The sequence below is a fragment of the Altererythrobacter sp. C41 genome (assembly GCF_016803135.1).
GTDB lineage: Bacteria > Pseudomonadota > Alphaproteobacteria > Sphingomonadales > Sphingomonadaceae > Pelagerythrobacter.
Genome location: NZ_JAEVFE010000012.1, coordinates 37,675 through 62,398, shown reverse-complemented (window position 1 = coordinate 62,398; position 24,724 = coordinate 37,675). Strand labels below are relative to the sequence as shown.

The following is a 24,724-nucleotide window of genomic DNA, read 5'->3' as shown; positions in this document are numbered from 1 at the left end:
AAAAGCAATGGCCTGCTCCGCTACGCCCTACGGGCTCCGCTGCGCAGCCCATTGCTTCAACCGCGCTCATGCGCAAAACAACCGCCCGGCTCTAATCCCAGCTGGAGGAAAGCTGGGGGTCACGTCACGTGCGCCCTGAAGACCAATGCGCTTGAAAGCAGAGCGCACCGCGTCGGAGCCAATTAGCTACCAACCCGATCACCTTATTAGCCATTAAGGCCTGGAAAATCGCGTTCGAAAATGCATCTGACTGGTGAGCGGACACGGATGACGGCTATCCGACTGCAGAGGCCCGGCCTGCCCATACAAAGCGGCCAAGGTTTGTCTTTCGCCGCCGTGTTTGGTACGCGTTCGAAGCGGCCGGAAGTTGGCTGAAGTGGTACTCGAACCATTCCAGTATTCTAGTTGTGGGGGCATTTCTGGGGCCATCCACAAAATCAAATCTGGTATAACGATCAGATATCAAAACGTTATTTTGCCGTTTTGAGTCCTCTTCTGGCACCACTTACCCCGATAACCGCGGCGCCATGGCCCGCTTTGGCGGCGAATCGCATCGTGCATCGATGATGGAGCGGCCAAGTCCGCTCGCCCTTGCTCCCTCCGCATATCGCTTACACGAACATTCGCGAGATCATGCCACTGGTCCATTTCATTCGGAACCCAGCCCCGTAATGAGGAGCGACAGATAATCGCGAGGCAGAGGAATGGAGAAGCAATCCGCGAGCAGGAGCGAGCAGGCTCCCACCTCGACGATCTACTCGTACTACGTGCTCCTCGTGCTCACCCTCGTGTACATGTTCAGTACGGTGGATCGCACTCTGATCTCCGTGCTCGCCGAACCGATCAAGGCGGAATTCGGCTTAAGCGACGGCCAGCTCGGTTTGCTAACGGGGCTGGCCTTCGCCATTTCCTACTCGATCGCGGGAATTCCTCTCGGCCTTCTGGTCGATCGCGTGCGCCGCGCCACCTTGCTCGCCTCGCTGGTGACGATCTGGAGCGGCCTTACCTTCCTGAGCGGGATGGCGACTTCCGCCATCGCACTCGCCCTTGCGCGCATCGGCGTCGGGGCGAGTGAGGCGGGCGCTTCGCCTGCGTCGATGTCGATGATTACCGACTACTTCCCCAAGGAACGTCGGGGCTTGGCACTGTCGATCTTCTACATGAGTACGCCCATCGGGGTCGCGCTGACCTTCTCGATCGGCGGGGCGATCGCTGCGGCGCACGGATGGCATGTCGCGTTCTTCGTCGCGGGCGGGCCCGGTCTTGTTCTCGCGTCTCTCATCTTCTTCACGGTTCGTGAGCCTATCCGGGGACGTTTCGACCCGGTCGAGTCCGCAGAGCCTGCCGAGCATGGCGAAGCGCCCGAACGCCATCGTCTGCGCCGGGCTGTGGGAACGCTGCTCTCCATTCGGCCGCTGCTCTATCTGCTCCTTGCCGCGGTGTGCGTGGTCATCGCGCAGGCGGGACTGGGCGCCTTCTTCTCGCCGTTCCTGATCCGCGTCCATGAAATGTCGGTTGCCGAAGCGGGTTATGCGATCGGCGCGGTCAAAGGGCCGACGGGCATCATCGGATTGCTCGCAGGCGGGCTGGTTGCCGACCAGTTGGCCAAACGCTCGCTCGACGGGGGGATCCGGATCGTCGGCATTCTCATGGCGCTGGCCGCGGCGTTCGCCATCGCCACCGTAACCGTGCCGAGCTGGACCCTCGCGCTCGCTCTCACCGGATGCTTCAACTTCCTCAACTACACCTATTATGGGGCCACTTTCGCGACCTACATGACCCTGGCACCGGTTCGCATGCGCGGCACGCTTGCAGGAATCTTCGCGGTCGCCATGACGATGATCGGTTACGGCTTCGGACCGCCGCTTGCCGGTCTATCCAGCGATCTGTTCGCATCGCTTGGTGTAGTGGAGCCGCTCCGGTGGGCGCTGGTAGTGACGGCGAGCTTCTTTGCGCTCGGTGGCCTGATCTTCCTTCACGCCGCTGCCGCAATCAAGAAACTGGAGCATGCCGGAAGCGGGGATCATCCGGCGCCGTGAGCGCACCGCGCTTGGCCAAGTGATATCCTTGTTGGAAAGGTGAGGCCGTGCCTTCGGCGTCCTACCAGGCATTCGAACCGCTCCGCGTCCCGATCTTCCGCCGCTTCTGGTTTTCCAGCATGGCGTCGAACTTCGGCGGATTGATCCAGACGGTCGCAGCCGCCTGGATGATGACGGCCCTTACGGGCAATGCGGAGATGGTCGCGTTGGTTCAGACCTGCGCGACATTGCCGATGATGCTCATCTCGCTGCCCGCCGGTGCACTGGCGGACATCTATGAACGCCGCAACATCATGCTGGTCGCGCAGTTGACCATGCTCCTGGTTGCCAGCGTCCTTACCGGTTTGACCCTGGCGGAGATCACGACGCCGATCGTGCTGCTCGCGGCCACATTCCTGATCGCAGCGGGTACGGCTTTGCATGCGCCCGCATGGCAGGCCTCAATGTACGACCAGGTGCCCCGTGAAGCCCTGGAGTCCGCGGCAAGCCTCAACAGCATGGGCTTCAACATGGCGCGTAGCTTGGGGCCGGCCACCGGCGGTCTGCTGGTTGCGGCTTTCGGCGTGGCCGCGGCCTTTGCGGTTAACGCGGTTTCCTACCTCGGCCTCATCGCGACGCTTCTGACCTGGAAACGTCCCCCGCGAGAACGCCTGCTTCCACCGGAGGGAGTGGGGCAGGCAATCATGGCCGGCATTCGCTTCGTGTCTCTCTCGCCCGCCCTCATTGCAGTGCTGGTCCGCGCCGGCACCTTCGGATTGTGCGGGAGCGGGATCTGGGCGTTGACCGCCATTCTGGCCCGCGACGCACTGGACGGCGGTCCGGCGGTCTTCGGCCTGTTGCTGGGCGGGTTCGGAGCAGGTGCGGTCGTCGGCGCCATATTGCGGGCTGCCATACCCATGACCCGCGAGCGATTGACGAAGACCTGCACTTTCGCCTTCGGCACGAGCGCGATCCTGCTGGGTCTCAGCCATCATCTCGCTTTGTCGATTCTGCTGATGGCAGTGGCGGGCGGCGCCTGGGTGATGGTGCTCACCGGGCTCAGCGTGACCGTCCAGTTCATCGCGCCGCGCTGGGTCGTCGGACGCGCCATCGCTATCAATCAGATATCGATCTTTGCCGGTATGGCGTTCGGCAGCTGGTTCTGGGGTTTCGTCGCCAACGCGCTAAACGTCGAGCTCGCCTTCATCGCTTCGGGGGTAGCCATGCTCGCGAGCTTGATGTTGGCGTTCGTCTTCCCGCTCACCACCGACGAAGCGCCGGATCTCACGCCTGCGCGCAGTCAGCCTATCGATGATCTGCAAGGCCCCGTAGGCGCCAATGACGGGCCGATCGTCGTCACGATCGAGTATCGCGTGCGGCCCGCGAACTTTCGCGCATTCGTGGTTGCGATGGAGGATCTCGGCCGCATTCGCCGGCGCAATGGCGCCCACCGGTGGACTTTGCACCAGGACATGGACGACCCCACGCGGTGGGTCGAGCGATTCCACAGCCTGACGTGGATCGATCACCTTCGCCGGCAGACCCGCCACACGCTCGCCGACCAGACGGTGCACGATCGCGTCGCGGCGCTTCGCGAGGAGCCCCTGGTCGTCAACCGGATGTTGGAGCGGCGGATTTCGACGGCGCTGATCGCGCCGCCAATCGACCGGATGCCGGAGATCTAGAGCTGGTACGAGACGTCGTGGGGGGCGGGTCTGCCGCTGTGCCCCGCAATCTCGACCGCTTCGCCCACGGGATCGATTCTGGCCCATTCGTCGATCATCGTACGGGCGGCAAGCTTCCATTCCCCGTCGCGGCGCTCGAACCGGTCGATATAACGGCCCGCGCGAATACGTGTCTTGCGCACGCCCTCTACCAGGACGTCCTGGCAGGAAACGAGATAGCTTTCGCTGCGCGCGACATCGCCGTCGACGTCGATCCGCTCATTGCCGAGAATGTGCATGCGGCCGGGGCGCGGTGCTGCGGGAGGAGTCATCGCTCCCGCAAACGCCCGTCCCGTCATCGCCTTCCCACCCATGTCCATCGTGGCGTCGGCGTGGATCGCGCTTTGCAGCAGCGCGCCATCGTACCGATCCGTCCCGCGGGCAATCATGGCCAGAAGGCTGCGGATGGCTTCCTTGTCCTCCAGAATCTGGAGCCGGTCACGCAGCGCCGACAGGTCGTCGCTCACGCGGCCTTGCCCACCTTGTCGCTGGCTTCGACTTCGCCCCAGGCGAGCGTGCCCGACTTCTCGCCCGATGGCATGCCGAGCACCTTGATCTCGAGATATTCCTCGAAGCCCTGGCGACCGTACTGCCGGCCGATGCCGCTCTGCTTGAAGCCGCCGAACGGCACGTCCATCGCCATCCAGGTGCCGTTGTTGATGCTTACGGTGCCCGTGCGGATCTTCTTGGCGAACTCGTAGGCTTCCTCGTTGGTCGCAGCGGCTACCTGGGCGGAGAGGCCGTAAATCGAGTTGTTCGCGATCTCCAGCGCCTCTTCCTCGCTGTCGTAGGGAATGACCGCGAGAACGGGACCGAAGATCTCTTCCTGGGCGATAGTGTCGTCGGGTTTCACGTCGGCGAACAAGGTCGGTTCGATGAAGCAGCCAACCTCCAGTCCTTCGGGGATCTTGCCGCCGCGGACCAGGCGATTCCCGTCGCCTTTCGCGCGCTCGATATAGCCGAGCACGCGCTCCCGGTGGTGCTTGCTGTTGAGCGGACCCATGAAGTTGTTGGGATTCTGGGGGTCGCCGACCGTGATCGCGTCCATGGCTGCCTTGGCCGCAGCGATGCCCTCTTCGTAGCGGGCGCGAGGCAGCAGCAGCCGGCTGCGGGCGACGCAGCCCTGACCTGCGTTGGCGCAGATCGTCTTGGCCGCAAGAGCGGCCTGCTCGGTAACGTCCGCGCTTTCCAGAACGACCCAGGCGGATTTTCCGCCCAGTTCCAGCAGCATGCGCTTCAGGGTTTTCGCGCCGACTTCTGCGACGCGGCTGCCGTTCGGCGCCGATCCCGTGAAAGCCACCATGTCCACGCGCGGATCGCTGGTCAGCACCTCCCCGGCGTAGTTGTCCTTGGCGGTCACGACATTGACCACGCCCGCCGGAATGTCGGTCTCTTCGGCAATCAGCTTGCCAACGATCGTTCCCATCCATGGCGCGTCCGGCGACGGCTTCAGGATGATGACGCTGCCCGATGCGAGCGCAGGGCCGACCTTACTGAGCCCGGAGCCCCAGGGCCCGTTCCACGGGATGATGCCGGCCACCACGCCCATCGGTTCGTACCGAATGCGCCGTTTGCTCACGACGCCGCGAAAATCGACGTCTTCGAGTTCGTCATCGAACTGGTAGTTCTCGGCGAGGTCGGCGTAATGGGACAAACGGGCGACCGGCACATCGAACAGCGTATCGCGTGTGAGCCAGATCGGCGTTCCGACTTCCGCCGACAACAGGGGGCGGATTTCCTCGGCATGGCGTTGCAGCGCCGTTTGAAGCTGCCGGATGCACTTGGCCCGGAACGCGCGGTCGGTCGACCAGCTGGTGGTGTCGAAGGCGCGGCGTGAGGATTCGATTGCGCGCAGGAAATCCTCGCGCGTTCCGTCCGCCGTAACGCCGATAACCTCGTCCGTCGCCGGGTTGATGTTTTCGAACACCGCGCCGGAGGACGACGGCACCAGTTCGCCATCGATGAGCATGCGCCATTCGGCGATCGGGGGATTCTTGTGACTCATGGCACTCTCTCCTGGGCGATTATCTGTCTGGAATTGTATTAACCGCGGCCTGCTCTGTCGTCGGGCGGGATCAGGAATCCTGCCCGACTTTATCGGAAGGGCGATCAACCATTCCGCGGCCAATCAGCGACGGCTCGATCCCATCGAGGGAGGAGACCCCGCACAGCATCATTGCCCGTCGCAGTTCGGCCTCGAGCGATTGGAGCATTCCGGTAACGCCCTCGGCTCCGTCGGCGGCGAGACCGTAACTTGCGGGGCGGCCGACGAGGACTGCGCGCGCGCCGAGCGCCAGAGCCTTGAGAACCGACGTGCCGCGGCGCACGCCGCCGTCGACGTAGACTTCTATCTTGCCGCCGGCGCCTGCCACTACGGAAGGAAGGGCGTCTACGACATTCACCGCCGTATCCAGTTGATTGCCCCCATGGTTCGACACGATCAGGCCGGCGGCGCCGGCTTCGACGCAGAGATTCGCATCGTCGCCCCGGAGCACGCCTTTGACGATTACCGGAATTGTCGTCTCGGCACAGAGCCATGCCAGATCGTCGATCGAGGCGCCCGAATAAAGCCGGTCGAACGAAGGGGCCGGGTCCGATCCTTCCCAGAACGCCGGTGGAGGGGGAGGCGGTGCCGCTCTGCCATCGGGTATCAGATCGACAGTGAGCACGATGGCGCCCACGCGCCCCTCCTGAACAGTCCCCAGGATATCGCGCATGATTGCTCGGTCACCAGCCATATAGAGCTGTTGCCAGATCGGCTGGGAAGGCCTCAACACTCGCAGTTTGGGGAGCGAGGGGATCACCGAACTGGGCAGGATCACCAGTGTTCCGGCTGCCTGAGCGCCCTCGAGCAGTGTCAGTTCGCCGTCTCCGCAGTACCGTGTCGCGCGCCCATTGGGGGCGATCATCACGGGCAGCGCGATCTGCGTGCCGAGGACTTCCGTCGCGACCCGGGTTTCGCTCACCCCGCGCAGAATGCGCGGGTGCAAGGCGAGTTGCTGCCACGCGTCGGTCGCCCACCGTGCGGAGACGCCGTCATCTGTCCCTGCTTCGAGGTACTGCCACGTCTCGGGGTCCAGCAGAGCGCGGGCACGTTCGCGCAGGTCCTCGATTCCCGTCAAGGGCGCGGAGCTTTGGCGTAACTGTGATGGCTGCGCCATTCAGGGTTGGGGCGAATCAGCGGCGCGCCGCCGTCGACCGAAAGCGTTTGCCCGGTAATCCAGCGAGCCTCGTCACTCGCAAGGAATGCCACAGCGCGGGCAATGTCCCACGCATCTCCGTCTGTCGGCAACACGCAGCGCGAGGCGCGTTCGGCGCGCAGACGTGCAGCCGCCTCCTCGCTGTCGCACATCCGATCGACCATTGCCGTCCATACTTCTCCGGGACGAACGGTGTTGCAGCGGATTCCGTCGGGACCATGCTGGAACGCGATATGCTTGGTCAGCGCCTCGACCGCGGCCTTGGTGGCGCCGTAGGACAAGCTGCGCGACGGGTGGTCGATCGCGGTCGTGGACAGATTCACCACGGCGCCGCCGTCGTGCATGGCGGGGATGGCGTACTTCGCCATGAAGATCGCCGACTTGGTGTTCAGCGCGATCGCGCGGTCCAGGGATTCCTCGGTAATGTCCGTCGCGGCACCTCCGGTGCCCGCGCCGACATTGTTGATGAGGATTCCGATCGTACCGAAGCGATCGACCGCTTCCGATACGGACCTCGCGCACTCGGTCTCCTGCGTAAGGTCGGCCACGATTCCCACGGCTCGGCCTCCCGCCTGTTCGATCGCAGCGACGGTCTGCTCCGCTACTTCTTCGGAGATATCGACGACGGCAACCGGATGGCCGCGCTCGGCGAGCAAGCGGCATACGGTCTCGCCGATGCTCGGCACGCGGCCGGGACTCGTCCCTCCACCTGTTACAATGGCTGTCTTCAACTCCCGCCCGTTCCCATCGTTCACGTACAATCTCTCCGCTGCAAGCGATGCAACGCTAACGAAGCAGCCGCGATTCTTCCCGAGTAAATGAGGCCGTCCGGACTTTATCGCGATGGCGATTTTCAGGACGGCGGCCGCCGCATTGCTTGGATGAATCCGATCCCGAACCAAAAGGGGCCGGTGCTCTGGACAAGGAAGCTAGCGATGATCGATTTCAGCGGACAAGGCGCCATCGTTACCGGCGCGGGCTCGGGAATCGGCCGCGAGACGGCATTGCTCTTGGCTTCCCGCGGCGCGAAGGTGCTTGTCAACGACCCGGCTCGGGAAATGGCGCAGGCCGTTGTGGACGAAATTAGGGCGGCCGGCGGGGCTGCTGCTGCCGAGCTTACGCCGGTGGGATCGGTCGACGCGGCGAAGCGGATCGTACGGGCCGCGGCCGACTTTTTCGGGCCGGTGGACATCCTGATCAACAACGCGGGCATCTCTCGCCCAGGGCCCTTCGGACAGGATAGCGATGCCGATATCGAGCGCGTTTTTCAGGTAAACCTGCTTGGCCCTTATGCGCTCATGCGTGCCGTGTGGCCGGGCATGGTGGAGCGCGGATATGGGCGCATTCTCAACACGTCTTCGGGCGCAGCGCTCGGTTCCGGAATCAGCGGCGCCTACGCGCCCTCGAAGTCGGGAATAATCGGGTTGACCAAGGATGCGGCGATCAGCGGTAAACCGCACGGCATCCGCATCAATGCGATCATGCCGACAGCACATACATCCTTGCTCGAGAACCATCCCGACCGGGACTTTCGCCGCTGGATCGAGATCAACTTTCCCGCCAGCCTCGTCGCTGCGACGAGCGTTTTTCTGACCAGCAGGGAATGCGATGTCACCGGAGAGGTGTTCTCCACAGGTGGCGGACTGGTCCAGCGGGTGGCCTTTTATGAAACCGCCGGCATCCTCGACAAGGAGCTTACACCAGAAGCGGTCCGCGACAATATGGAGCGGATCTGCGCGACCGAGGGCGGCACCGTCATCACGCGGCAAAGCGATCGCAGGGGCGCAAGCCGACTTTCCCGCAGCTAGAAGTTGCAGCCGCGTCGCGCGCTAGACCGATTCCAACGAGCTCTGATTAGAGTGAACCGATCTTGATGCTGCCAGAAGAACGATAGCGCTGACTCCGTAGAGGGTCGCCGTCACCGCAAGTGCCGGGCGTAAGCTGTCCGCATAGCCCAAACGCCCGAAAAGATCGCTCAGAACACCTGCGATTTGCGGTCCCAAGCCATAGCCCACGAGGTTCATGACGATCATCAGGACGGCCATGCCAACGCCGCGTCGCGCGGCAGGCAGGCGCGTCACATAGGCACCGATGACCGGGCCGTAATAGGCAACGCAGAAGATCGAGTAGATGGCCAGACAGACGAGGCTGGGAACGAGCGTCGAGAACGAAACCGCTGCGATCGCGGCTACGCCCGCGATCAGATTGAAGCCGGCGACGCAGGTCAATGCGCTGCCTCGTGATTTCCGGTTCAGCCAATCGCCGACCATGCCGCCGCCCGCGATGCCGATGAGGCCACCCACGCCGTAGGTTGCGGCGATCAGCACGCCCGCTTCGGCAATTCCGATCTCATGGACGCGCACGAAGAACGGCGCGAGAAATGCACTGATTCCGACCTGGCTGGCGACGGCTACCCCACAGGCCACAATCAGCAGTAAAAGGTAAGAGTCGCGCCGCAGGATCGAGGCGAAGCCGTGAATGCTGGGAGGCTGGCCCACAGCTTGATCCTGAACCCCGCGCTTCGGTTCGCGAACGCATAACCAAGTGATCGCCACGAGAAGGAAGCCGGGCGCAGATGCCACCCAAAAGGCTATCCGCCAGCCGAAATGCGCGGCGATGAGGCTTCCGAAAGCAAAGCCAATTATTATGCCGAGCGGTGTGCTCAGGTAGAGGAACGCGATGGCACTTCCCCGTCGTTCCTCCGGTGCGATATCGCTGACCAGCGAGGTCAGCGCGGGAGCCTGCCCGGCTTCCGACGCGCCAAGAGCAGCGCGTACGGCTACCATGCCGGCAAAACTGTGCAACATCGCGACGATCGCGGTCAGGCCGCTCCATAGCACCATCATGATCGATACGAGCCGAATTCGATGGCTTCGATCGACCAGCCGCCCCATCGGAATGCCTGCGATCGTGTAAGGAATCGCGAATGCCAGCCCCGTGAGCAGGCCCAACTGGGTGTCCGAAAGCAGAAATTCTCGTTTGATCGGTTCGGCGAGGACGGACACCAGCGCCCGATCGATATTGCCGAGCGTGAACAGCAAGACGAACAGAATCAGCGTGGGCCAGGGCAGGCGCTCTGTTGCGACGGAAGGCGACAAAGATATTCTCCGAGCTGGGGTGTGACGGTGCGTCGCGGCTCGATGAATCAGAATCGATACGTTGCCTTCAGCCCGAAGACACGCGGATCGCCGATGGTTGCCGCATTGTAGCCGATGGAGTTGTAAACGACGATGCCGAACGGGCGATATTCCGTTGCGAGCACGTTATTTACATAGAAGTTAAGATCGATCGGCGTGCCCCCCGCGCCGCGCCAGTCAACGCCGAGATTGAGAATACCGTAGCCGGCCTGGCTTTGCGAGTTGAGCGGTCCGAACGCGGGGCCTTGGGCGGTGTCCGAATAGAAGACGCGGGATTGGTAATAATAGTCGCCCCGAAGACTAACCTCACCGACTGAGTCCGGGACGGGCAGATCGATCTTGCCTGAAACGGAAATCTGATGGCGCGAGACCTGCGCGAACTCGTTATCGGAAAAGTCGCCCAATCCGGTGAGAAAATCCTTATAGTCCGGTCGGACATAGGCATAGTTCAATCCGAACTGAGCAGCCGATGTGGGCTGGTACAATATTTCGATCTCGCCGCCGTCGATCGAAGCGGTCGTGGCGTTGACGATGGCCGGGAGAATACCGCCGGGCGGAACAACCAGCCGCTGAATATCGCGGTAATCGGAGTGAAAGAGCGCCACGTTTGTGCGCAAGAATGCGCCGTTGCCGAAATGCCAATCGCGCTTGAAGCCCAGTTCGAAAGCGTCGACGTATTCAGGGTCGAATGGGCCGAAATCGTTGGGTCCGGTAGCAGTATAATTGAAGCCACCGGCTCGGTATCCGCGAGAGTAACTGGCATAGGCCAGCGTATCGGGATCCGCCTGATAAGCGCCGCTGAGCTGCCATGTCGGCGTATCGTACCTCGCTTCGCCTTCGATCAGACAAGCGTCTGCCGGGAACGGGACGCCGTTGTCGCGCAGATTGCACGCGCCTTGGTTGTCGAGCCTGCCGGTAAAGCTCGTGTGAGCCATTCTGCGGGCGTCGTGGGTAAATCTGAAGCCGCCGGTGAGCGAAAGTCCGTCCAATCCAGGCACACGCCAGGTCGTCTGGACGTAGGCTGCGTAACTGTCCGCTTCCGTGTGGTTCTCGGAAAAGCCGATGTCGGCGCCGTTCAGGACAACCCTGTTGTTATCGCGCTGGATAACCTGGTTGCTGTAGAAGAGGCCAGCGACCCAGTCGAATTGCTTGCCAGTCCCCTGCAGTTGGATCTCCTCAACGAATTCATGGCCGTAATCTGGAATGCTTGCCTCGAGAACCTGAAACGGAAATCCTTCCAAGTCCTGTTGTTCGAGACGATCGAAGTCACGGTATCCGATGATGTTCTTGAAGGTCACCTCGCTCGCTATTTCGACTTCGGTCACATTGGAAACTGCCCATTGATCGAGGCGCGCAAAGACACGTTCGTTGGCCTGCGCGCTCCAGAAGTCGCTTCGCTGGATTGCCTCGATCCGATCAAACTCCTCAGTGATCGAAGGCCGGCCGTCCATGCCGTTGAAAATGAAGGTTGCGCCACTGCCCGGCCGAACTGCGGTCGGCGCGTATGCCGTGCCGTTCGTTCGCAGCCGCGTGCCCTGATAGAGGAAATAGCTTTCTACCGCACCGGATTCGAACAAGGCGCCCAAGCGCCAAGCGAGCTGGTTGTTGTCGTTGAGACGCCGAAAATTGGCGGAGCCGGTATTGGGAATCGTTTGATAGTATGCCGATGTTTCCGGATTGGTGACGTTCCGTACGTAGCCGTCGCGGTCCTCGAAATCGAGAGCGGCTCGGAGTGCGATACCATCGGCAAGGGGGATGTTCAGGACGCCTGTCGCTTCTACGCCCTGCCCGCCATCGAAGAGCGTCGCGCCGATCGTGGCGGAACCTTCCATCGCGTCCGTCGGCCGTGCTGGTTGGATGACCAGCACGCCGCCTGTGGTGTTTCGGCCGAACAGGGTTCCCTGGGGCCCCTTGATAGCCTGCACCGATTCCAGATCGAACAGCAGCGGACTGATGCCAATCGTGAAACCATAGCTAATGTCGCCCACCACTACGCCGACCGATGGGTCCTGGCCCGGTGCGATCTCGCTAGGACGTACACCCCGGATTCCGATGTTCATGCTGGTCGGAGAATTGAATGCTTCGATCCGCAACCCAGGCACGAGCTGGTTGAGCTGAGTCGCATCGGAAATGCCGCGCTCGAGCAGAATATCGCCCGATAGCGCCGTGACCGCGACGGGCACGTTCTGCAAATTCTCCGAGCGGCGACGCGCTGTAACGACGATCGCATTTGCATCAGCAACGGATGCTTGGGCCGTTTCGGTCGCGTCGTCGGGTTCGACCGACTGAGCACTGTCGGATGCTTCTGATTGAGCATGAACGGAGGGCGCAATAATGGCGCCGCCGAGGGCCAGTGCCGTCGAGGTCAGCAGCCGAACTACTGTAACCATTCTATCCTCTCCCAATGTGATGATTATAAGGTGAAATGCTATGACTGCCGGCGTGGCAGGCGGACCGTCAGGCCATCGAGACCTTCATGCAGCGTGATCTGGCAGCTCAGTCGGCTCGTGGCCCGGCGCGGCTCCAGCGTTCCCTCGAGGAGTTCTTCTTCGTCCTCGTTGGCTGGCCCAACCTTCTCGGCCCACGGTTCCGCCACGTAGACGTGGCAAGTCGCGCAGTTGAGGAAGCCCCCGCATTGACCTTCGATTTCAGCAATTCCCGCGGCCAGGGCCGCGTCCAACAATGTATGGTTCGCCTCCGCGTGGACTTCATAGGTCCCTTCGGCCGCTTCGAAACGGATACGCACCATCGGCTCAGCCTTTCTTGCGGAGGCTGAGGGGCACGGCGACGGGGCTGAGTTCCTGCGCGGCTTCGGTATAGCGGATCGCCTCCAACGGCTCGGCGAGCTCCATTGCCTCGAAGCGATTGACCGCTTCGCGAAGCACCGTGCGGGTGGTCAGTCGTGCAACCGGCGCACCGATACAGTGATGGATGCCGTGTCCGAACACGAGCAGGCGCTTGGGCTGCCGTCTGATGTCGAACACGAAGGGATCATCGAAGACATCGGGGTCGAACGAGGTCGCGCCCTGCAGCATATAGACGGGCATGTTGCGTTCGAGCGTGAGGCCGGCGAATTCCACCTCCCGCGTCGGGAAGCGATAGTTGAACAAGCCCGGCGCGCGGTGCCGGGCGACCTCCTCCACGGCGTTCGTTGCCAGTGCGGGGTCACCACGCAGCAGGGCGAGTTGGTCTGGCCGGCTCGCGATCTGCAGGAAGGCCGTACCGATCAGGCTTGCGATGGTGGAGAAGCCGCCGGTCAACAAGGTGATAAGCTGCGCTAAAACTTCGTCGTCGGTCAGCACCCCGTCCGGCCCGCCGCGGCGCACGATATTGGAAAGAACACCGTCGGTCGGGGTATCCTTCTCCGCCTCGATCATGCGGCGGCAGTAAGTGGCTGCCATACTCCAGCAGCGATCGAAGTGCACCGCTTCGGGACTGCCGGGCATGCGGCCGCCAGGTGCGAACAGAGCGCTGGCAAGGTCGAGGAAAATGTCGTGATCTTCCGCAGGGACTTGCAACAATTCGCCGAGCATGACCCGCTGGGCCAAGGGGCGCGCGATCTCCGCCATGAGCTCTACCCGAGGTCGACCCTCGATAGCCGACAGGATGTCGTCAACCGCCCGTTCTACTGCTGGCGTAAGGCGGGCGACGGACGCCGGCATGAACGCGGGGTTCAACGTGCGTCGCAGGCGTGTGTGGACCGGCGGGTCCGAGAACGCGATGTTCAAGTGTCCGCTGAAGTAATCCACCGATTTCACGGCATTCGGAGGCTTGACGCTCGAGAAGAGGGCGGCATCGCCGTAGATCGCTTCCACATGATGGTATCGCGAGAAGACTGCGGCACGCGCTCCATCGACCTTGGTGAAGAACGGTTCCTCCTCCAGAAGACGTTTGTAGATGGGATAGGGATCGGTCTTCAGACGCGGGTCGTAGAGATCGAACCAGTGCTGTGAAGATTGCATGGGGTGTCCTTGGCGTCGCGAAAAAAGTGAGGGGATCGGGTCCCTCGCCGCGTAATCGGGGAGGTCGTCGGACCGTCCGGGAAGGGGGTGGCCTAGGATCGCATCCGCGATGTTTGCGTTCGGACGCTACAGGTTGGGCAGGTCGCCTTCATGGCCATCTCCATTTGATTTATCGTTTCGCGGGAGATTGCACGCCGGGGCCCACTCGGTGCTCTATAATCGCGTGATATACCCATGCCCGCGCGGCATAGCTGCTCGGGAATTCGCGGGATTGAGGAGGCGAGGCGAATGGATTTATCGCAGTTGCGATACTTCGTGGCGGTTGCTGAGGCGCGGAGTATCAGTGGCGCAGCAGCCAAACTGAGAATCGCACAGCCGGCCGTTTCGAGACAAATCCGCAACCTGGAAGAGGAGCTCGCCCAAGCGCTGTTTTCCCGTTCAGAGCGCGGAGTTTGTCTTACGCCGGCGGGCGAGGACTATCTCGTCTCGGTCCGGGCAATCCTTCGCCAACTGGACATGGCGAACGACGCTATCAGAAACAGGGCGCCTCCCCATGCCTTGCTGCATCTTGGCATCGTGCAACTTGCCCAGTCCTATCCGCTGATAACCGAAATTATCGCCGAGTTTCGAACCACCCATTCGGAGATCCGCCTTGAAGCCTTGCAAATGCCATCCAGGGCCCAGACGGAGGCGCTCGCCGCCGGCCAAATCGATGTCGCAATCGGTGTGCCGCTGTTCGAATTGCCCGCCGGCCTGGAACGCATCCACTTGCTGAATGTCCCGCGCGGTGTCGTCCTGTCCGAACGGCATCCTCTCGCGACCAAAGCGGATCTGGTTACGAAAGACATTCAGGATTTTCCCCTCATTACGACCGCTCGCCGCACATGGAGCGGCAATATCGACCGGTTCTTCGCTGCCAGCCGAGCAGAGGGTTTCGTGCCGGATTTCGCCGAGACGTTCGACAACTTCTCCCTACTGTTGGCACGGCTCCGCGACGAACATAGCATTGCGATCATTCCCGAGCCCGGTCCCAGTGCTCCGATGGAGGGTCTCATGTTCCGCCGGATTGCCTCGATAGATTACGAGATTCCCATTTGCCTCTATTGGCGCGCGCCGTCGCAGATCGCGCCGGTGAACGCGCTGGTTCAGCTCGTCTTGAACAAGTTGGGACAGATCGAACCGGCCCGAACTTAGGCCGAATTCATCGCACAGGCGAAGAAACGAGGCGCTCGATTTACACTGCGCCGCGGGCGTCATAGCCAGCTGGGCATGACCCATGATTTCGATCTCGTCGTCGTCGGCTACGGCGCCGCCGGCGTTGCCGCTGCGATCACCGCCGCCCGTCGCGGTGCCAGGGTCGCGCTTGTCGATAAGCAGCCCGAAGATGCGCACTTCTCGAGCACTCGCATGTCGGGCGGGCTGTTCATGGGGGCGACGGATATCGATCAGGCAACGGTGTACCTGGACGCCTGCTCCGGCGGCATGATCCCGGTCGAGGTCAGCCGCGCCTGGGCCGAGAGAGCCGTGGAAGTGCAGGCATGGGCGAGGGACATCGGAATTGAATCGATGCACGCTGCCGGGGGATGGTACCCCAAGCTTCCGGGCTTCGAATCGATCGAAGTCTACGCCCCGATGCCCCGCGGTGTGGATCCTGCCAGCGTCGACTACACGCTGCCCGCGCCCGGCGAACTGGCGTTCAAGGGACCGGTTCCTTTCGGCAACGGTCAGACGCTTCACGATCAACTGGTCGAGGCGGTGGATGCCGAGCCGAACGTTCATCCCTTCTTTGGTCACCGAGCAGAGCGCCTCCTCCAGGCGGATGATCGCATCGTCGGGGTGCGTTGTGAAACAGCCGAGGGGACGGTCACGTTTCGCGCAGGCAAAGGGGTGGTCCTTTCCTGCGGCGGGTTCGAGCAGAACCAGGAGATGATCCTCAACCATCTGAAGGCCTACCCGATATATTTCTACGGTGCCCCTTCGAACACCGGCGACGGCATTCGCATGGCACAGGCCGTGGGCGCCGATCTTTGGCACATGAATCAGATGATCGGCCGCGCGGTGGGACATTTCACCCATCCCGACGGGCGGGACATCAGCTTCAACATTTCGGTGAACCCGCCCGGTTACGCGATCGTCGACAAGTACGGCAGACGCTTCGCCAACGAGTACCTGCAGGCCGTTTCGAAGCCGAATTTCTACTATGAACTGCTTCACTATGATGCAGACTTGCTCGAGCACCCGCGGATCCCCGCATACTGGATCTTCGACAGCCGGCGCCTGAACGCGCGCCCGCTGTCCGGTGGATCCTTCGGTCATTACGCCTGGAGCAAGGACAACCGGGCAGAGATCGAAATGGGCTGGATCAAGGAAGCCGACAGTGTGGAGGAAGCGGCCCGGCTCGCCGGCTGTCTCGATCCCGAGTGCGCCGCTGCGACCGTCGCGGCGTATAATGCGGCGTGCGCGGCTGGAGAGGACGAATTCGGCAGACCGATGAGTTCGCTCGTGCCGATCGACGAACCGCCTTATTACTGCGTTCCCGTCTATCCGGGCGGCGCGACGACGAACGGCGGCCCGCGGCGCGATGCGAAGGCTCGCATTCTCAATCCCTTCGGGGAACCCATTCGCGGGCTCTATGGGGCGGGCGAGCTGGGCGGTGCCATCGGCGTTCTCTACCCCTCCCCAGGTGCCAATCTGGGCGAGGCATTCGCCTTCGGCGCAATGGCTGCCGAGACGGCGCTGGAGGACGCGATCTGATCTTGCTGTCCGCGCCGCCCACCAGTCAGGACGGGGACGATAAACGATGCCACGGGGAGAATGCGCGATGCTGATGGCCGACAAGACGGTGCTCGTGACGGGTACAGCCAGTGGAATCGGACGTGAAACCGCTCTGCTTGCCGTGCGGGAGGGGGCGGCAAAGGTCGCCTGTCTCGATGTGCATGATCAGAACAACGAGGAGACCGCCCACGAACTCGAGAAGATGGGGGCCGAAGCGATCGCGCTGCACGTCGATCTGGGAGACGTCGACCAGATTCGAACGGGCTTCAAGAGCACGTTGGAGGCTTTTGGCCGGCTTGATGCGTCCGCCCACATCGGTGGATACTCGTGGCGGGGCGAGACGCTCGATGTCACCGAGGACCTCTGGAACCTGGTGATGAACGTCAACCTGCGCGGGACATTCTTCTGCTGCCAGGAAGCCCTTCGGATCATGTACCCACAGGGCAGCGGTGCGATCGTCAACATGTCGGCCGACGCGGCCTTCAACCCCATCTACGGCTTTGCGCTTCAGGCCGCGGGAAAGGGCGGGATCGTCAATATGACCAAGACGCTCGCGCTCGAAGCCGCCCCCCGCGGGGTCAGGGTGAACGTCGTGTCCCCTGGCATCTGCCGTACTCAGAAGGCGGGTGCGAACCGGCCGTTCCAACCGCCGCTCAAGCGTGAAACGGCCCCGCCATCGGATGCCGTCGAGAGGCTGGGCGATATGACAGCCATCGGCCGCTACATGACCATGGAGGAAGTCGCGAACGCCTTCGTGTTCCTCTGTTCCGACCGGGCGTCCGGCGTCAGCGGCGACCTCATGTTCGTCAACGGCGGGGGCTATCCGACCCTGGAATACTGAGCACGGGGGACAGCCGGATCGAACCAGCGAGAGGCATTGTCCCGCATGATGGCGCTCTCCTCGCGCTCGCTCAGGCCTGCGCCGCGAACGGCATTCAGCGCGGCGGCGATCGGACGTGACGGCCAATCCGAGCCGATCAGGAGACGCTCGACGCCCACGGTATCGATCGCGAGGCGCAGGGCCGGCCCTGCGGGATAGCCGCAGTTGTCCAGATGAACGCGGGTCCGCAGATAATGGGACGGCGGATGTCGCGTCGGCCCCGCATGCCGGCTGTCGAGCCGGTCGATCAGGAATGGAAGAATTCCGCCGAGGTGCGTGAGAATGAGTTCCAGGTCCGGCACGCGGTCGAGCAGTCCGGACTGGATCATGCGAGCGGCGACCAATGCGTGGGAAACCATCGCATGCATGCCGGAGGCGAGGCCGTAGTCGTCGAACGCGGGCGACAAGTCCGCGACTCCCGCCGCCGGGTGGAGGAGGATCGGCAACCGCTGGTTTGCCGCGAGTGAGAACACCTCGTCGAAGCCGTGGTCCGGGCGATAGCCCGTCGTCTGGGCAACGATCTGAACCGCGCGCAGCGCCGCTTCGCCGGAAATCCTCGCAAGCTCGGCATGGGCGGCGCTGGGGTCGGGCAGAGGCAGCGCGGCGGCCATCACGAACCGGTTTGGGTGGGCGGCGCAAGCCTCCAGCAGGCCGTCGTTGGCGGCGCGGCAGATGTCCCGCCGTCTCTGCTCGTCGGCGACAACGCCGATCGGCGCCATGCTCAGAACCGACACGTTCACCCCCGCATCGTCCATCGCTCGCAACCGGGCATCGAGGGTGCACATCGGGGAATCAAGCTCGAGCGTGCGAGAAATCCCGTCCACCTCGATGTCGTGCAGAAGTCTGGCCGCCTTGGTGGGCACGTAGTGGGTTTGCACGTCGATCACGCCCCCGTGCGTGCCGCCTGCGTGTTCGTGAGATTTTGCCATATTTGCCTCGCCCCGTTCCGCGGAAATCATCGATCGCGTTTGAGGTGTGATTTCCACATGCGGGCTTCACAATGCCCGTAGAGACGAGGGTCGCGTCACATTCTCGGGAGAGCGCGGCCGAATTTCGAAGGAGCGATGAATTCCATCGATCCAAGCGCGCCGATTGACCCTCTTCGTTTGGCCGGGTGGTGTCATCGCCATCCAGGACGTCAGCGCCCACGCTGCGAAAAGAAGCGATCAGATGCCGGCCCGCACTACGTTGAACTATTCAAATCCCGCGTTTTTCGGCCGGTAGCGGACCGTGGCCGATCGCAACCTGGCCGCACAGGCGGACTTCATCATCATCGGCGGTGGAACGGCCGGCTGCGTGCTGGCCGACCGCCTTTCGGCATGCGGGCGCTACCGGGTTCTGCTCATCGAAGCGGGCGGTCCGGATCGCAGTCCGTGGATTCACATACCGTTGGGCTACGGCAAGCTGTTCGATCACCCGCGGCTGGACTGGCGCTTCGCCACGGTGCCGCAAGCCGGCCTGGAAGGGCGGAGCATCGGCGTACCCCGGGGCAAGGTCCTCGGTGGATGCAGCTCGACCAACGGTCTGCTCTATGTGCGCGGGCAGCGCGAGGACTACGACGACTGGGCCGCCGCGGGGAATACCGGCTGGTCCTTCGACGACGTCCTGCCGTATTTTCGCAAGGCCGAAGACCAGCAGCACGGGGCCGATGACTATCACGGCGTCGGCGGCCCGGTCGCGGTGCGGGATCCGGTGGAGCCTCACGAACTTGCAGAGGCATTCATCGCCTCTGCAGCCGCGCTCGGTATACCCCCGACGGACGACTTCAACGGCGCGACACAGGAAGGCGCCGGCTATTATCAGATGACCGTGCGGGGCGTGCGTCGCAGCAGCACCGCCGCAGGCTACTTGAAGCATGCGCGCAAGCGCAGGAACCTGCGGGTTCTGACCGGTGCGCTGGTCGAGCGGATCGGGTTTGAGGATGGGCGAGCCGCCTCGGTTCACTTCCGGCATCGCGGCCGGATCTGCGAGGCGGTGGCAAGCTGCGAGATTATCCTGGCGGGGGGAGCCATCGCTTCGCCGCAGCTGCTCATGCTTTCGGGTGTCGGCCCGGGGGCGGACCTTGCGGCGCTTGGCATTCCCGTCGTGAGTACACGCGCAGAGGTCGGCCGCGGACTGCAGGACCATCTCAACGTCCGCAGCAGCTATGTCGCCAACCGGCCGATCACGATGAACGACCGGCTGGGATCCATGATGGGCCGCCTCGGCGCCGGACTGGAATACCTGGTGAGAGGCAAAGGACCGCTTACCATCGCAGCCGGCTTCGGCGGCGCGTTCTATCGTGCCGACGGCGGGGAAGGTCGGCCCGACACGCAGGCCTATCTGCTGCTGTTCAGCACCGATCGCATGGGAACCCGGCTCCTGCCGAACTCGGGCTTCATGACTTCGGCGTATCAGTTGCGGCCGAAGAGCCGGGGCGCGATCCGCCTTCGCAATGCGGATCCCAAGGCCGCGCCGCTCATCGATCCCGCCTATCTAAGTCACGAGGAAGACCGCCGGCTCGTCCTTGCCGGAATGAAAAAGCTTCGCGGGATCATGCGCTCCGCGCCGATGGCTTCTTATCTCGCCGATGAGGGCGACCCGCCCCTGGACTGCGACGACGCCAGACTGATGGAGCACATCCGGCAGCGCTCGAGCGCCGGCCATCACTTCGCCGGATCGTGCCGGATGGGTGCCGACGAAGGAGCTGTCGTCGATCCACGCCTGCGCGTTCGCGGCGTGCGGGGGCTGCGCATCGTGGATGCGTCGATCATGCCGGCGCTCGTATCCGGCAACACCAATGCTCCCGTCATCATGATTGCGGAGAAAGGCGCCGAGATGATCCTCGACGACGCCAGACAGGAACAGCGATGACAATCATGAACGAACTCGAACTTCGTCATGCCAGGCGCTTGTATATCGGTGGCAGGTGGGTCCAGCCCGAGCATGCCGAGCCGCTCGACGTGGTCAACCCCGCGACCGAAGAGTGCATTGCACAGGTCGCGCAAGCCGGAATGGCCGATGTGGATCGTGCCGTCGCGGCGGCGCGCGCGGCGTTCGATCGCGGCGAGTGGTCGATGAAGGCGCCGTCGGAGCGAGCGGCCCGGCTGCGCCTGGTGGCCAATGCGCTGCGCGAGCGCCTGCCCGAACTCGCGCGGGCGATCACGCTGGAGATGGGTGCCACACTTAAGGTTTCGACCGGCAGTTGCGCCGTGCCCCCGATGCTGTTCGACTGCTACGCTGATCTCATCGAACGGCTCCCGGACGCCGAACGGCGAGAACGTCCCTCCGGCGAGGCTTACACGGTGATGGAGCCGGTCGGCGTCGTCGCAGCGATCGTGCCGTGGAACGCACCGCTCAATCTGAGCGCGCTCAAGGTCGCACCGGCGCTTGCAGCCGGTTGCAGCGTCATACTGAAGGTTGCGCCAAGCACGCCTCTCGATGCGCTGATCTTCGCCGAGTGCCTGGACGCGGCGGGATTGCCGGAGGGTGTCGTAAGCGTGCTGCCCGCCGGCAACGAGGCGGCGGACGCATTGGTGCGCGACCCGCGTGTGGACAAGGTGACCTTTACCGGCAGCACTGCAGTCGGGCGGCACATCGCCAGCGTCTGCGGCGAGCGCATCGCGCGCGTCGCGCTCGAGCTGGGCGGCAAATCGGCCGCCATCATCCTCGACGACATGCCGATCGACGAGGTCGTCGCGAAGTTGCTGCCGGCATCCACCACTCTGACCGGTCAGGCCTGTTCGGCGCTGACGCGCGTGATCGTGCCGCGTCGCCGCCACGACGACTTCGTCGAAGCCTTCGCCGCTGCATTGCGCGCGATGTCGGTGGGCGACCCGTTCGATTCCACTACCGACATGGGTCCGATCGCGATGGCGCGGCAGCGGGAGAGAGTGGAGCACTACATCGCCGTCGGAAAGGCCGAAGGAGCGCGGCTCGTCACGGGCGGCGGCCGGCCGGCGCATCTCGATCGCGGCTACTTCGTCGAGCCGACCCTGTTCGACCGTGTCGACAATCGCATGACGATCGCGCGCGAAGAGATCTTCGGACCGGTGATCGCCGCGATTCCATACGAAGGCGAAGCCGAGGCGATCACCATTGCGAACGACAGCGACTACGGGCTCTATGGCAGCATCTTCACTTATGACGACGAGGCCGTGTGGCGTATCGGGCGGCGCCTGCGCACCGGCAACGTGGCGAAGAATGCGGTGATCGTCGATCGAACGCTTCCTTATGGAGGATTCAAGCAATCCGGACTCGGACGCGAGGGCGGTCTGGAGGGATTGCGCTCATTCCAGGAGCAGAAGACCGTCTATCTTGCGTGAATCGCAAAGTGAGGGGGTTTGTTCGCTCCTTCGATAAATGGGCGGAAGGATCCCGCCTGATCCCCGCGCCGACCAACCCTGCATTAGAACCTATCGCGACCGACGCGACAGGCCGCGCCGACCGAAAGGATGGACGACGATGCACGACTTGGTGATCCGCAACGCACTGATTCTGGATGGCCTCGGGGGCGTGCCCTACCATGCAAGTCTCGCAGTGAAGGCAGGCAAGATCGTCGAGATCGGCGAGGACTTGGGCGAAGCCGCGGAAACGATCGACGCGAACGGCCTCGCGCTGATGCCCGGCATCATAGACTCGCACACCCATTACGACGCGCAGGTAACCTGGGACGCGCTATGCGATCCATCACCGCCGCATGGCGTGACCACGGTGGTAATGGGCAATTGCGGCTTCACCATCGCGCCATGCAAACCCGAAGACCGCAAGCTCATGATGGGCCACCTGACTCGTGTGGAAGGAATGGCGATCGAGGCGCTGGAGGAAGGGATCAAGTGGGATTTCCGGACCTTCCCCGAGTACCTCTCGATGATCGAGCAGCAGGGGGTCGGGCCCAACGTTGCGGTCTATATCGGTCACTCCGCACTGCGGACCTACGTCATGGGGCCGGATGCAACGACACGCGTCGCCAATGACGACGAGATCGAAACCATGCGCGGCCTCGTCGCGGAAGCGATGGATGCGGGCGCGCTGGGCTTCTCCAGCTCGACGCACGAGCAGCACGTCGGATGGGGCGGGGTGCCCATGCCCTCGCGCTTGGCCGACGACCGCGAATTCAGGGCGATTGCCGCGACTGTCGGCGCGGCAGGCAAGGGAACCTTGATGCTTGTCAAGGGCTCGAAGACCAGCATCGAATGGATCGAAGACCTCGCGCTGGAATCGAAGCGTCCGGTTCTCGTCTCAGCCATGCGCCATCACCCGGCGTCCCCGAACAAGGTGTTCGAGGATCTGGCCGCACTGCGCAACGCGCGCGAGCGTGGACGCCGCCTCTACGGCCAGTGCTCCTGCATGCCGATGGCGATGGATTTCAGCCTCGAGAATCCCTATCCGTTCGAAGCTTACGATGCCTGGAAATCGGCGATCGAGGCCGATGGGCGCGACGCCTACATCGCGGTTCTCAAAGATCCCGAATGGCGCGCCGCCATGAAAGACGAGATCGTCAACAATCCCGGCATGCGGATCTTCCGCGGCAACTGGGACACGTTGACAGTCGGCGAAGCAGGAACCGATGCCAATCGGGCGCTGGAAGAACGTTCGGTGGGCGAGCTGGCGCGCCAGGCCGGCAAGCACCCGTTCGACTATTTCCTCGATCTGGCGCTCGAGGAAGATCTCAAGACTCTGTTTGTGACCGAGTTCTCCAACTTCGACGTGCCGGCAGTTACCCGAATTCTCCAGGACCCGGACAATCAGATCTCCCTGGGTGATGCCGGCGCGCACCTGAGTTTTCTGTGCGAAGCGGGCTTCGGTCTGCACCTGCTGGGACGCTGGGTGCGTGAGCTTGAGGCGTTGAGCCTGGCGGAAGCCGCACGGCGACTGACGGGACAGCAGGCGAACCTGTTCGGAATCCGCGACCGGGGCACGCTCGAACCCGGCAAGGCGGCCGATTTGCTCTTGTTCGATCCCAGCACCGTGGGAATCGGTCCCAAGCGGCGGCTGTTCGATTTGCCGGGCGGCGCGACGCGACTGCGTACCGACGCCCAGGGCGTACACGGTGTCTGGGTCAACGGGCGCCGCCTCGCGGATGAGAACGGCCCCATTTCGGTCGAGAAAAGCGGGCTGCCTGGCAAGGTGCTCCGTGAATTCGCAGCGTGAAGGTCAGGCGCCCTTGAAAGACGCGGCGCGCCGCTCCTTGAAGGCGCTTACCCCTTCCTCGTGATCCTCACTGCGGGACATCAGCGGCTGCATGCTGAACTCCGCCTCGAGGAACTGATCGAAGCTGGTCGCGGCAGCGAGTTCGAACTGGCGCTTGGCCATACCCAGCGCCAGCGTCGGCCCATTGGCCAGCGACGCCGCCAGCTCCCGGGCCCGATCGAGTAAGCTGTCGGATTCGACTTTCTCGAGCACCAGGCCGAGCCTTTCCGCCTCGTCCACGCCGACCATTCTGCCGGAATAGACGATCTCCTTCGCTCGCATGGTGCCGATCTGTTGCCGCAGTTGCCAGACTGCGCCGCCGTCGGGAACGAGGCCGATGTTGCGAAAGATCTGCGCGAAGCGAGCCGTCTCCGAAGCGAGAACCAGGTCGCACGCAAGTGCGTAGCTCCAACCCACGCCGACGCAGACACCGTTCACTGCGGCTATGGTCGGCTTCTTGAGGCCAGCGATCGCGCGCGCGATGCGATGCAAACGGCGAATTTTCGTCATCGACCATGCAATGCCGCCTCCGCCCATCTCGTTGACGTCCATCCCGGCGCAAAAGGCGTCGCCCGCGCCGGTGAGGATCACCGCGCGCACCTGGTCGTCTTCGGCAAGAGCCTCGAACACGGTCCAAAGCTGTTCGCGCATTTCGATGGTGATCGCGTTTTTCGCTTCGGGGCGGTTGATCGTCACCGTCGCCACCCCGTCCTCGATCGCCAGGTCGATAGCCATCCTCAGTCACTCCGCCTTGTTTGAAATCTCAGGTGACGCCGGCGGCTGGCATGGTCAAAGGGGCCAGGTCAGACATCGCCTCCTCGATTTTGCGAGCGGGACGAATTGCATCGGTTCTTCGT

19 protein-coding genes are annotated in these 24,724 nt (G+C 63.2%); 9 read left to right on the top strand and 10 right to left on the bottom strand.

Translation table 11 applies throughout. From position 1 onward, the window contains the following. Window positions 1-704: 704 nt before the first annotated feature. Window positions 705-2,039 (top strand): spinster family MFS transporter, encoded by a 1,335-nt coding sequence (locus JNO53_RS14465; RefSeq protein WP_203113106.1) that lies wholly within the window; start codon window positions 705-707, stop codon window positions 2,037-2,039. Between the two features lie 47 nt (window positions 2,040-2,086). Then, entirely contained in the window at window positions 2,087-3,703 is a 1,617-nt protein-coding gene (locus tag JNO53_RS14460; RefSeq protein ID WP_203113103.1) for an MFS transporter, read from the top strand. Here JNO53_RS14460 and JNO53_RS14455 read toward each other — a convergent pair. The 4 genes from JNO53_RS14455 to JNO53_RS14440 form a co-directional block, all read right to left on the bottom strand. Then, window positions 3,700-4,209 (bottom strand): nuclear transport factor 2 family protein, encoded by a 510-nt coding sequence (locus JNO53_RS14455; protein ID WP_203113100.1) that lies wholly within the window; start codon window positions 4,207-4,209, stop codon window positions 3,700-3,702. The two genes, JNO53_RS14460 and JNO53_RS14455, sit on opposite strands and share 4 nt — an antisense overlap. After that, window positions 4,206-5,747: an aldehyde dehydrogenase family protein gene (locus JNO53_RS14450; protein WP_203113097.1), complete on the bottom strand. Its 1,542-nt coding sequence runs from the start codon at window positions 5,745-5,747 to the stop codon at window positions 4,206-4,208. The genes JNO53_RS14455 and JNO53_RS14450 overlap by 4 nt, the downstream gene beginning before the upstream one ends. A gap of 70 nt (window positions 5,748-5,817) precedes the next feature. Next, window positions 5,818-6,903 carry an alpha-hydroxy acid oxidase gene (locus JNO53_RS14445; protein ID WP_203113094.1) on the bottom strand — a complete coding sequence of 362 codons (1,086 nt, stop codon included), beginning with the start codon at window positions 6,901-6,903 and terminating at the stop codon, window positions 5,818-5,820. Further along, on the bottom strand, window positions 6,861-7,673 hold the full coding sequence (locus JNO53_RS14440; protein ID WP_203113091.1) for an SDR family NAD(P)-dependent oxidoreductase: 813 nt from the start codon (window positions 7,671-7,673) through the stop codon (window positions 6,861-6,863). The genes JNO53_RS14445 and JNO53_RS14440 overlap by 43 nt, the downstream gene beginning before the upstream one ends. A 204-nt stretch (window positions 7,674-7,877) precedes the next feature. On the opposite strand from JNO53_RS14440, the gene JNO53_RS14435 reads away from it, so the two are divergent. Beyond that, window positions 7,878-8,750: an SDR family NAD(P)-dependent oxidoreductase gene (locus JNO53_RS14435; protein WP_203113088.1), complete on the top strand. Its 873-nt coding sequence runs from the start codon at window positions 7,878-7,880 to the stop codon at window positions 8,748-8,750. A 21-nt stretch (window positions 8,751-8,771) separates the two neighbouring features. Here JNO53_RS14435 and JNO53_RS14430 read toward each other — a convergent pair whose 3' ends face one another. The 4 genes from JNO53_RS14430 to JNO53_RS14415 are packed head-to-tail and all read right to left on the bottom strand — an operon-like array spanning window position 8,772 to window position 14,041. Continuing rightward, the gene (locus JNO53_RS14430) at window positions 8,772-10,040 is read right to left on the bottom strand and encodes an MFS transporter (protein WP_203113076.1); all 1,269 of its coding nucleotides are present in this window, start codon (window positions 10,038-10,040) and stop codon (window positions 8,772-8,774) included. 47 nt (window positions 10,041-10,087) lie between these two features. After that, window positions 10,088-12,469, bottom strand: coding sequence for a TonB-dependent receptor (locus tag JNO53_RS14425; protein WP_203113073.1), 2,382 nt, complete (start codon window positions 12,467-12,469; stop codon window positions 10,088-10,090). A 38-nt stretch (window positions 12,470-12,507) separates the two neighbouring features. Then, a complete protein-coding gene (locus tag JNO53_RS14420) occupies window positions 12,508-12,828 on the bottom strand; it encodes a 2Fe-2S iron-sulfur cluster-binding protein (protein ID WP_203113071.1) in 321 nt (106 codons plus the stop codon). Between the two features lie 4 nt (window positions 12,829-12,832). Beyond that, window positions 12,833-14,041: a cytochrome P450 gene (locus JNO53_RS14415; protein WP_203113068.1), complete on the bottom strand. Its 1,209-nt coding sequence runs from the start codon at window positions 14,039-14,041 to the stop codon at window positions 12,833-12,835. 288 nt (window positions 14,042-14,329) lie between these two features. Here JNO53_RS14415 and JNO53_RS14410 point away from each other — a divergent pair, with 288 nt between their 5' ends. The 3 genes from JNO53_RS14410 to JNO53_RS14400 all read left to right on the top strand — a co-directional run bounded on the left by JNO53_RS14410 (window position 14,330) and on the right by JNO53_RS14400 (window position 17,657). Beyond that, window positions 14,330-15,235 (top strand): LysR family transcriptional regulator, encoded by a 906-nt coding sequence (locus tag JNO53_RS14410; RefSeq protein ID WP_203113064.1) that lies wholly within the window; start codon window positions 14,330-14,332, stop codon window positions 15,233-15,235. A gap of 75 nt (window positions 15,236-15,310) precedes the next feature. Continuing rightward, window positions 15,311-16,795, top strand: a complete 1,485-nt coding sequence (locus JNO53_RS14405) for an FAD-dependent oxidoreductase (protein WP_203113061.1) — start codon at window positions 15,311-15,313, stop codon at window positions 16,793-16,795. A gap of 73 nt (window positions 16,796-16,868) precedes the next feature. Next, window positions 16,869-17,657: an SDR family NAD(P)-dependent oxidoreductase gene (locus JNO53_RS14400; protein ID WP_203113058.1), complete on the top strand. Its 789-nt coding sequence runs from the start codon at window positions 16,869-16,871 to the stop codon at window positions 17,655-17,657. Here JNO53_RS14400 and JNO53_RS14395 read toward each other — a convergent pair. Continuing rightward, complete coding sequence (locus JNO53_RS14395) at window positions 17,636-18,583, bottom strand: amidohydrolase family protein (protein WP_203113055.1); 948 nt, start codon at window positions 18,581-18,583, stop codon at window positions 17,636-17,638. The two genes, JNO53_RS14400 and JNO53_RS14395, sit on opposite strands and share 22 nt — an antisense overlap. A gap of 343 nt (window positions 18,584-18,926) precedes the next feature. Between JNO53_RS14395 and JNO53_RS14390 the strand changes: the two genes are divergently transcribed. The 3 genes from JNO53_RS14390 to JNO53_RS14380 all read left to right on the top strand — a co-directional run bounded on the left by JNO53_RS14390 (window position 18,927) and on the right by JNO53_RS14380 (window position 23,828). Further along, window positions 18,927-20,549: a GMC family oxidoreductase N-terminal domain-containing protein gene (locus JNO53_RS14390; protein ID WP_203113052.1), complete on the top strand. Its 1,623-nt coding sequence runs from the start codon at window positions 18,927-18,929 to the stop codon at window positions 20,547-20,549. A 5-nt stretch (window positions 20,550-20,554) separates the two neighbouring features. Beyond that, window positions 20,555-22,000 (top strand): aldehyde dehydrogenase, encoded by a 1,446-nt coding sequence (locus tag JNO53_RS14385; protein WP_203113049.1) that lies wholly within the window; start codon window positions 20,555-20,557, stop codon window positions 21,998-22,000. A 139-nt stretch (window positions 22,001-22,139) separates the two neighbouring features. Beyond that, entirely contained in the window at window positions 22,140-23,828 is a 1,689-nt protein-coding gene (locus JNO53_RS14380) for an N-acyl-D-amino-acid deacylase family protein (protein WP_203113047.1), read from the top strand. Window positions 23,829-23,831: 3 nt separating this feature from the next. Here JNO53_RS14380 and JNO53_RS14375 read toward each other — a convergent pair whose 3' ends face one another. Next, window positions 23,832-24,602 (bottom strand): enoyl-CoA hydratase/isomerase family protein, encoded by a 771-nt coding sequence (locus JNO53_RS14375; RefSeq protein WP_203113043.1) that lies wholly within the window; start codon window positions 24,600-24,602, stop codon window positions 23,832-23,834. Window positions 24,603-24,724: the final 122 nt, after the last annotated feature.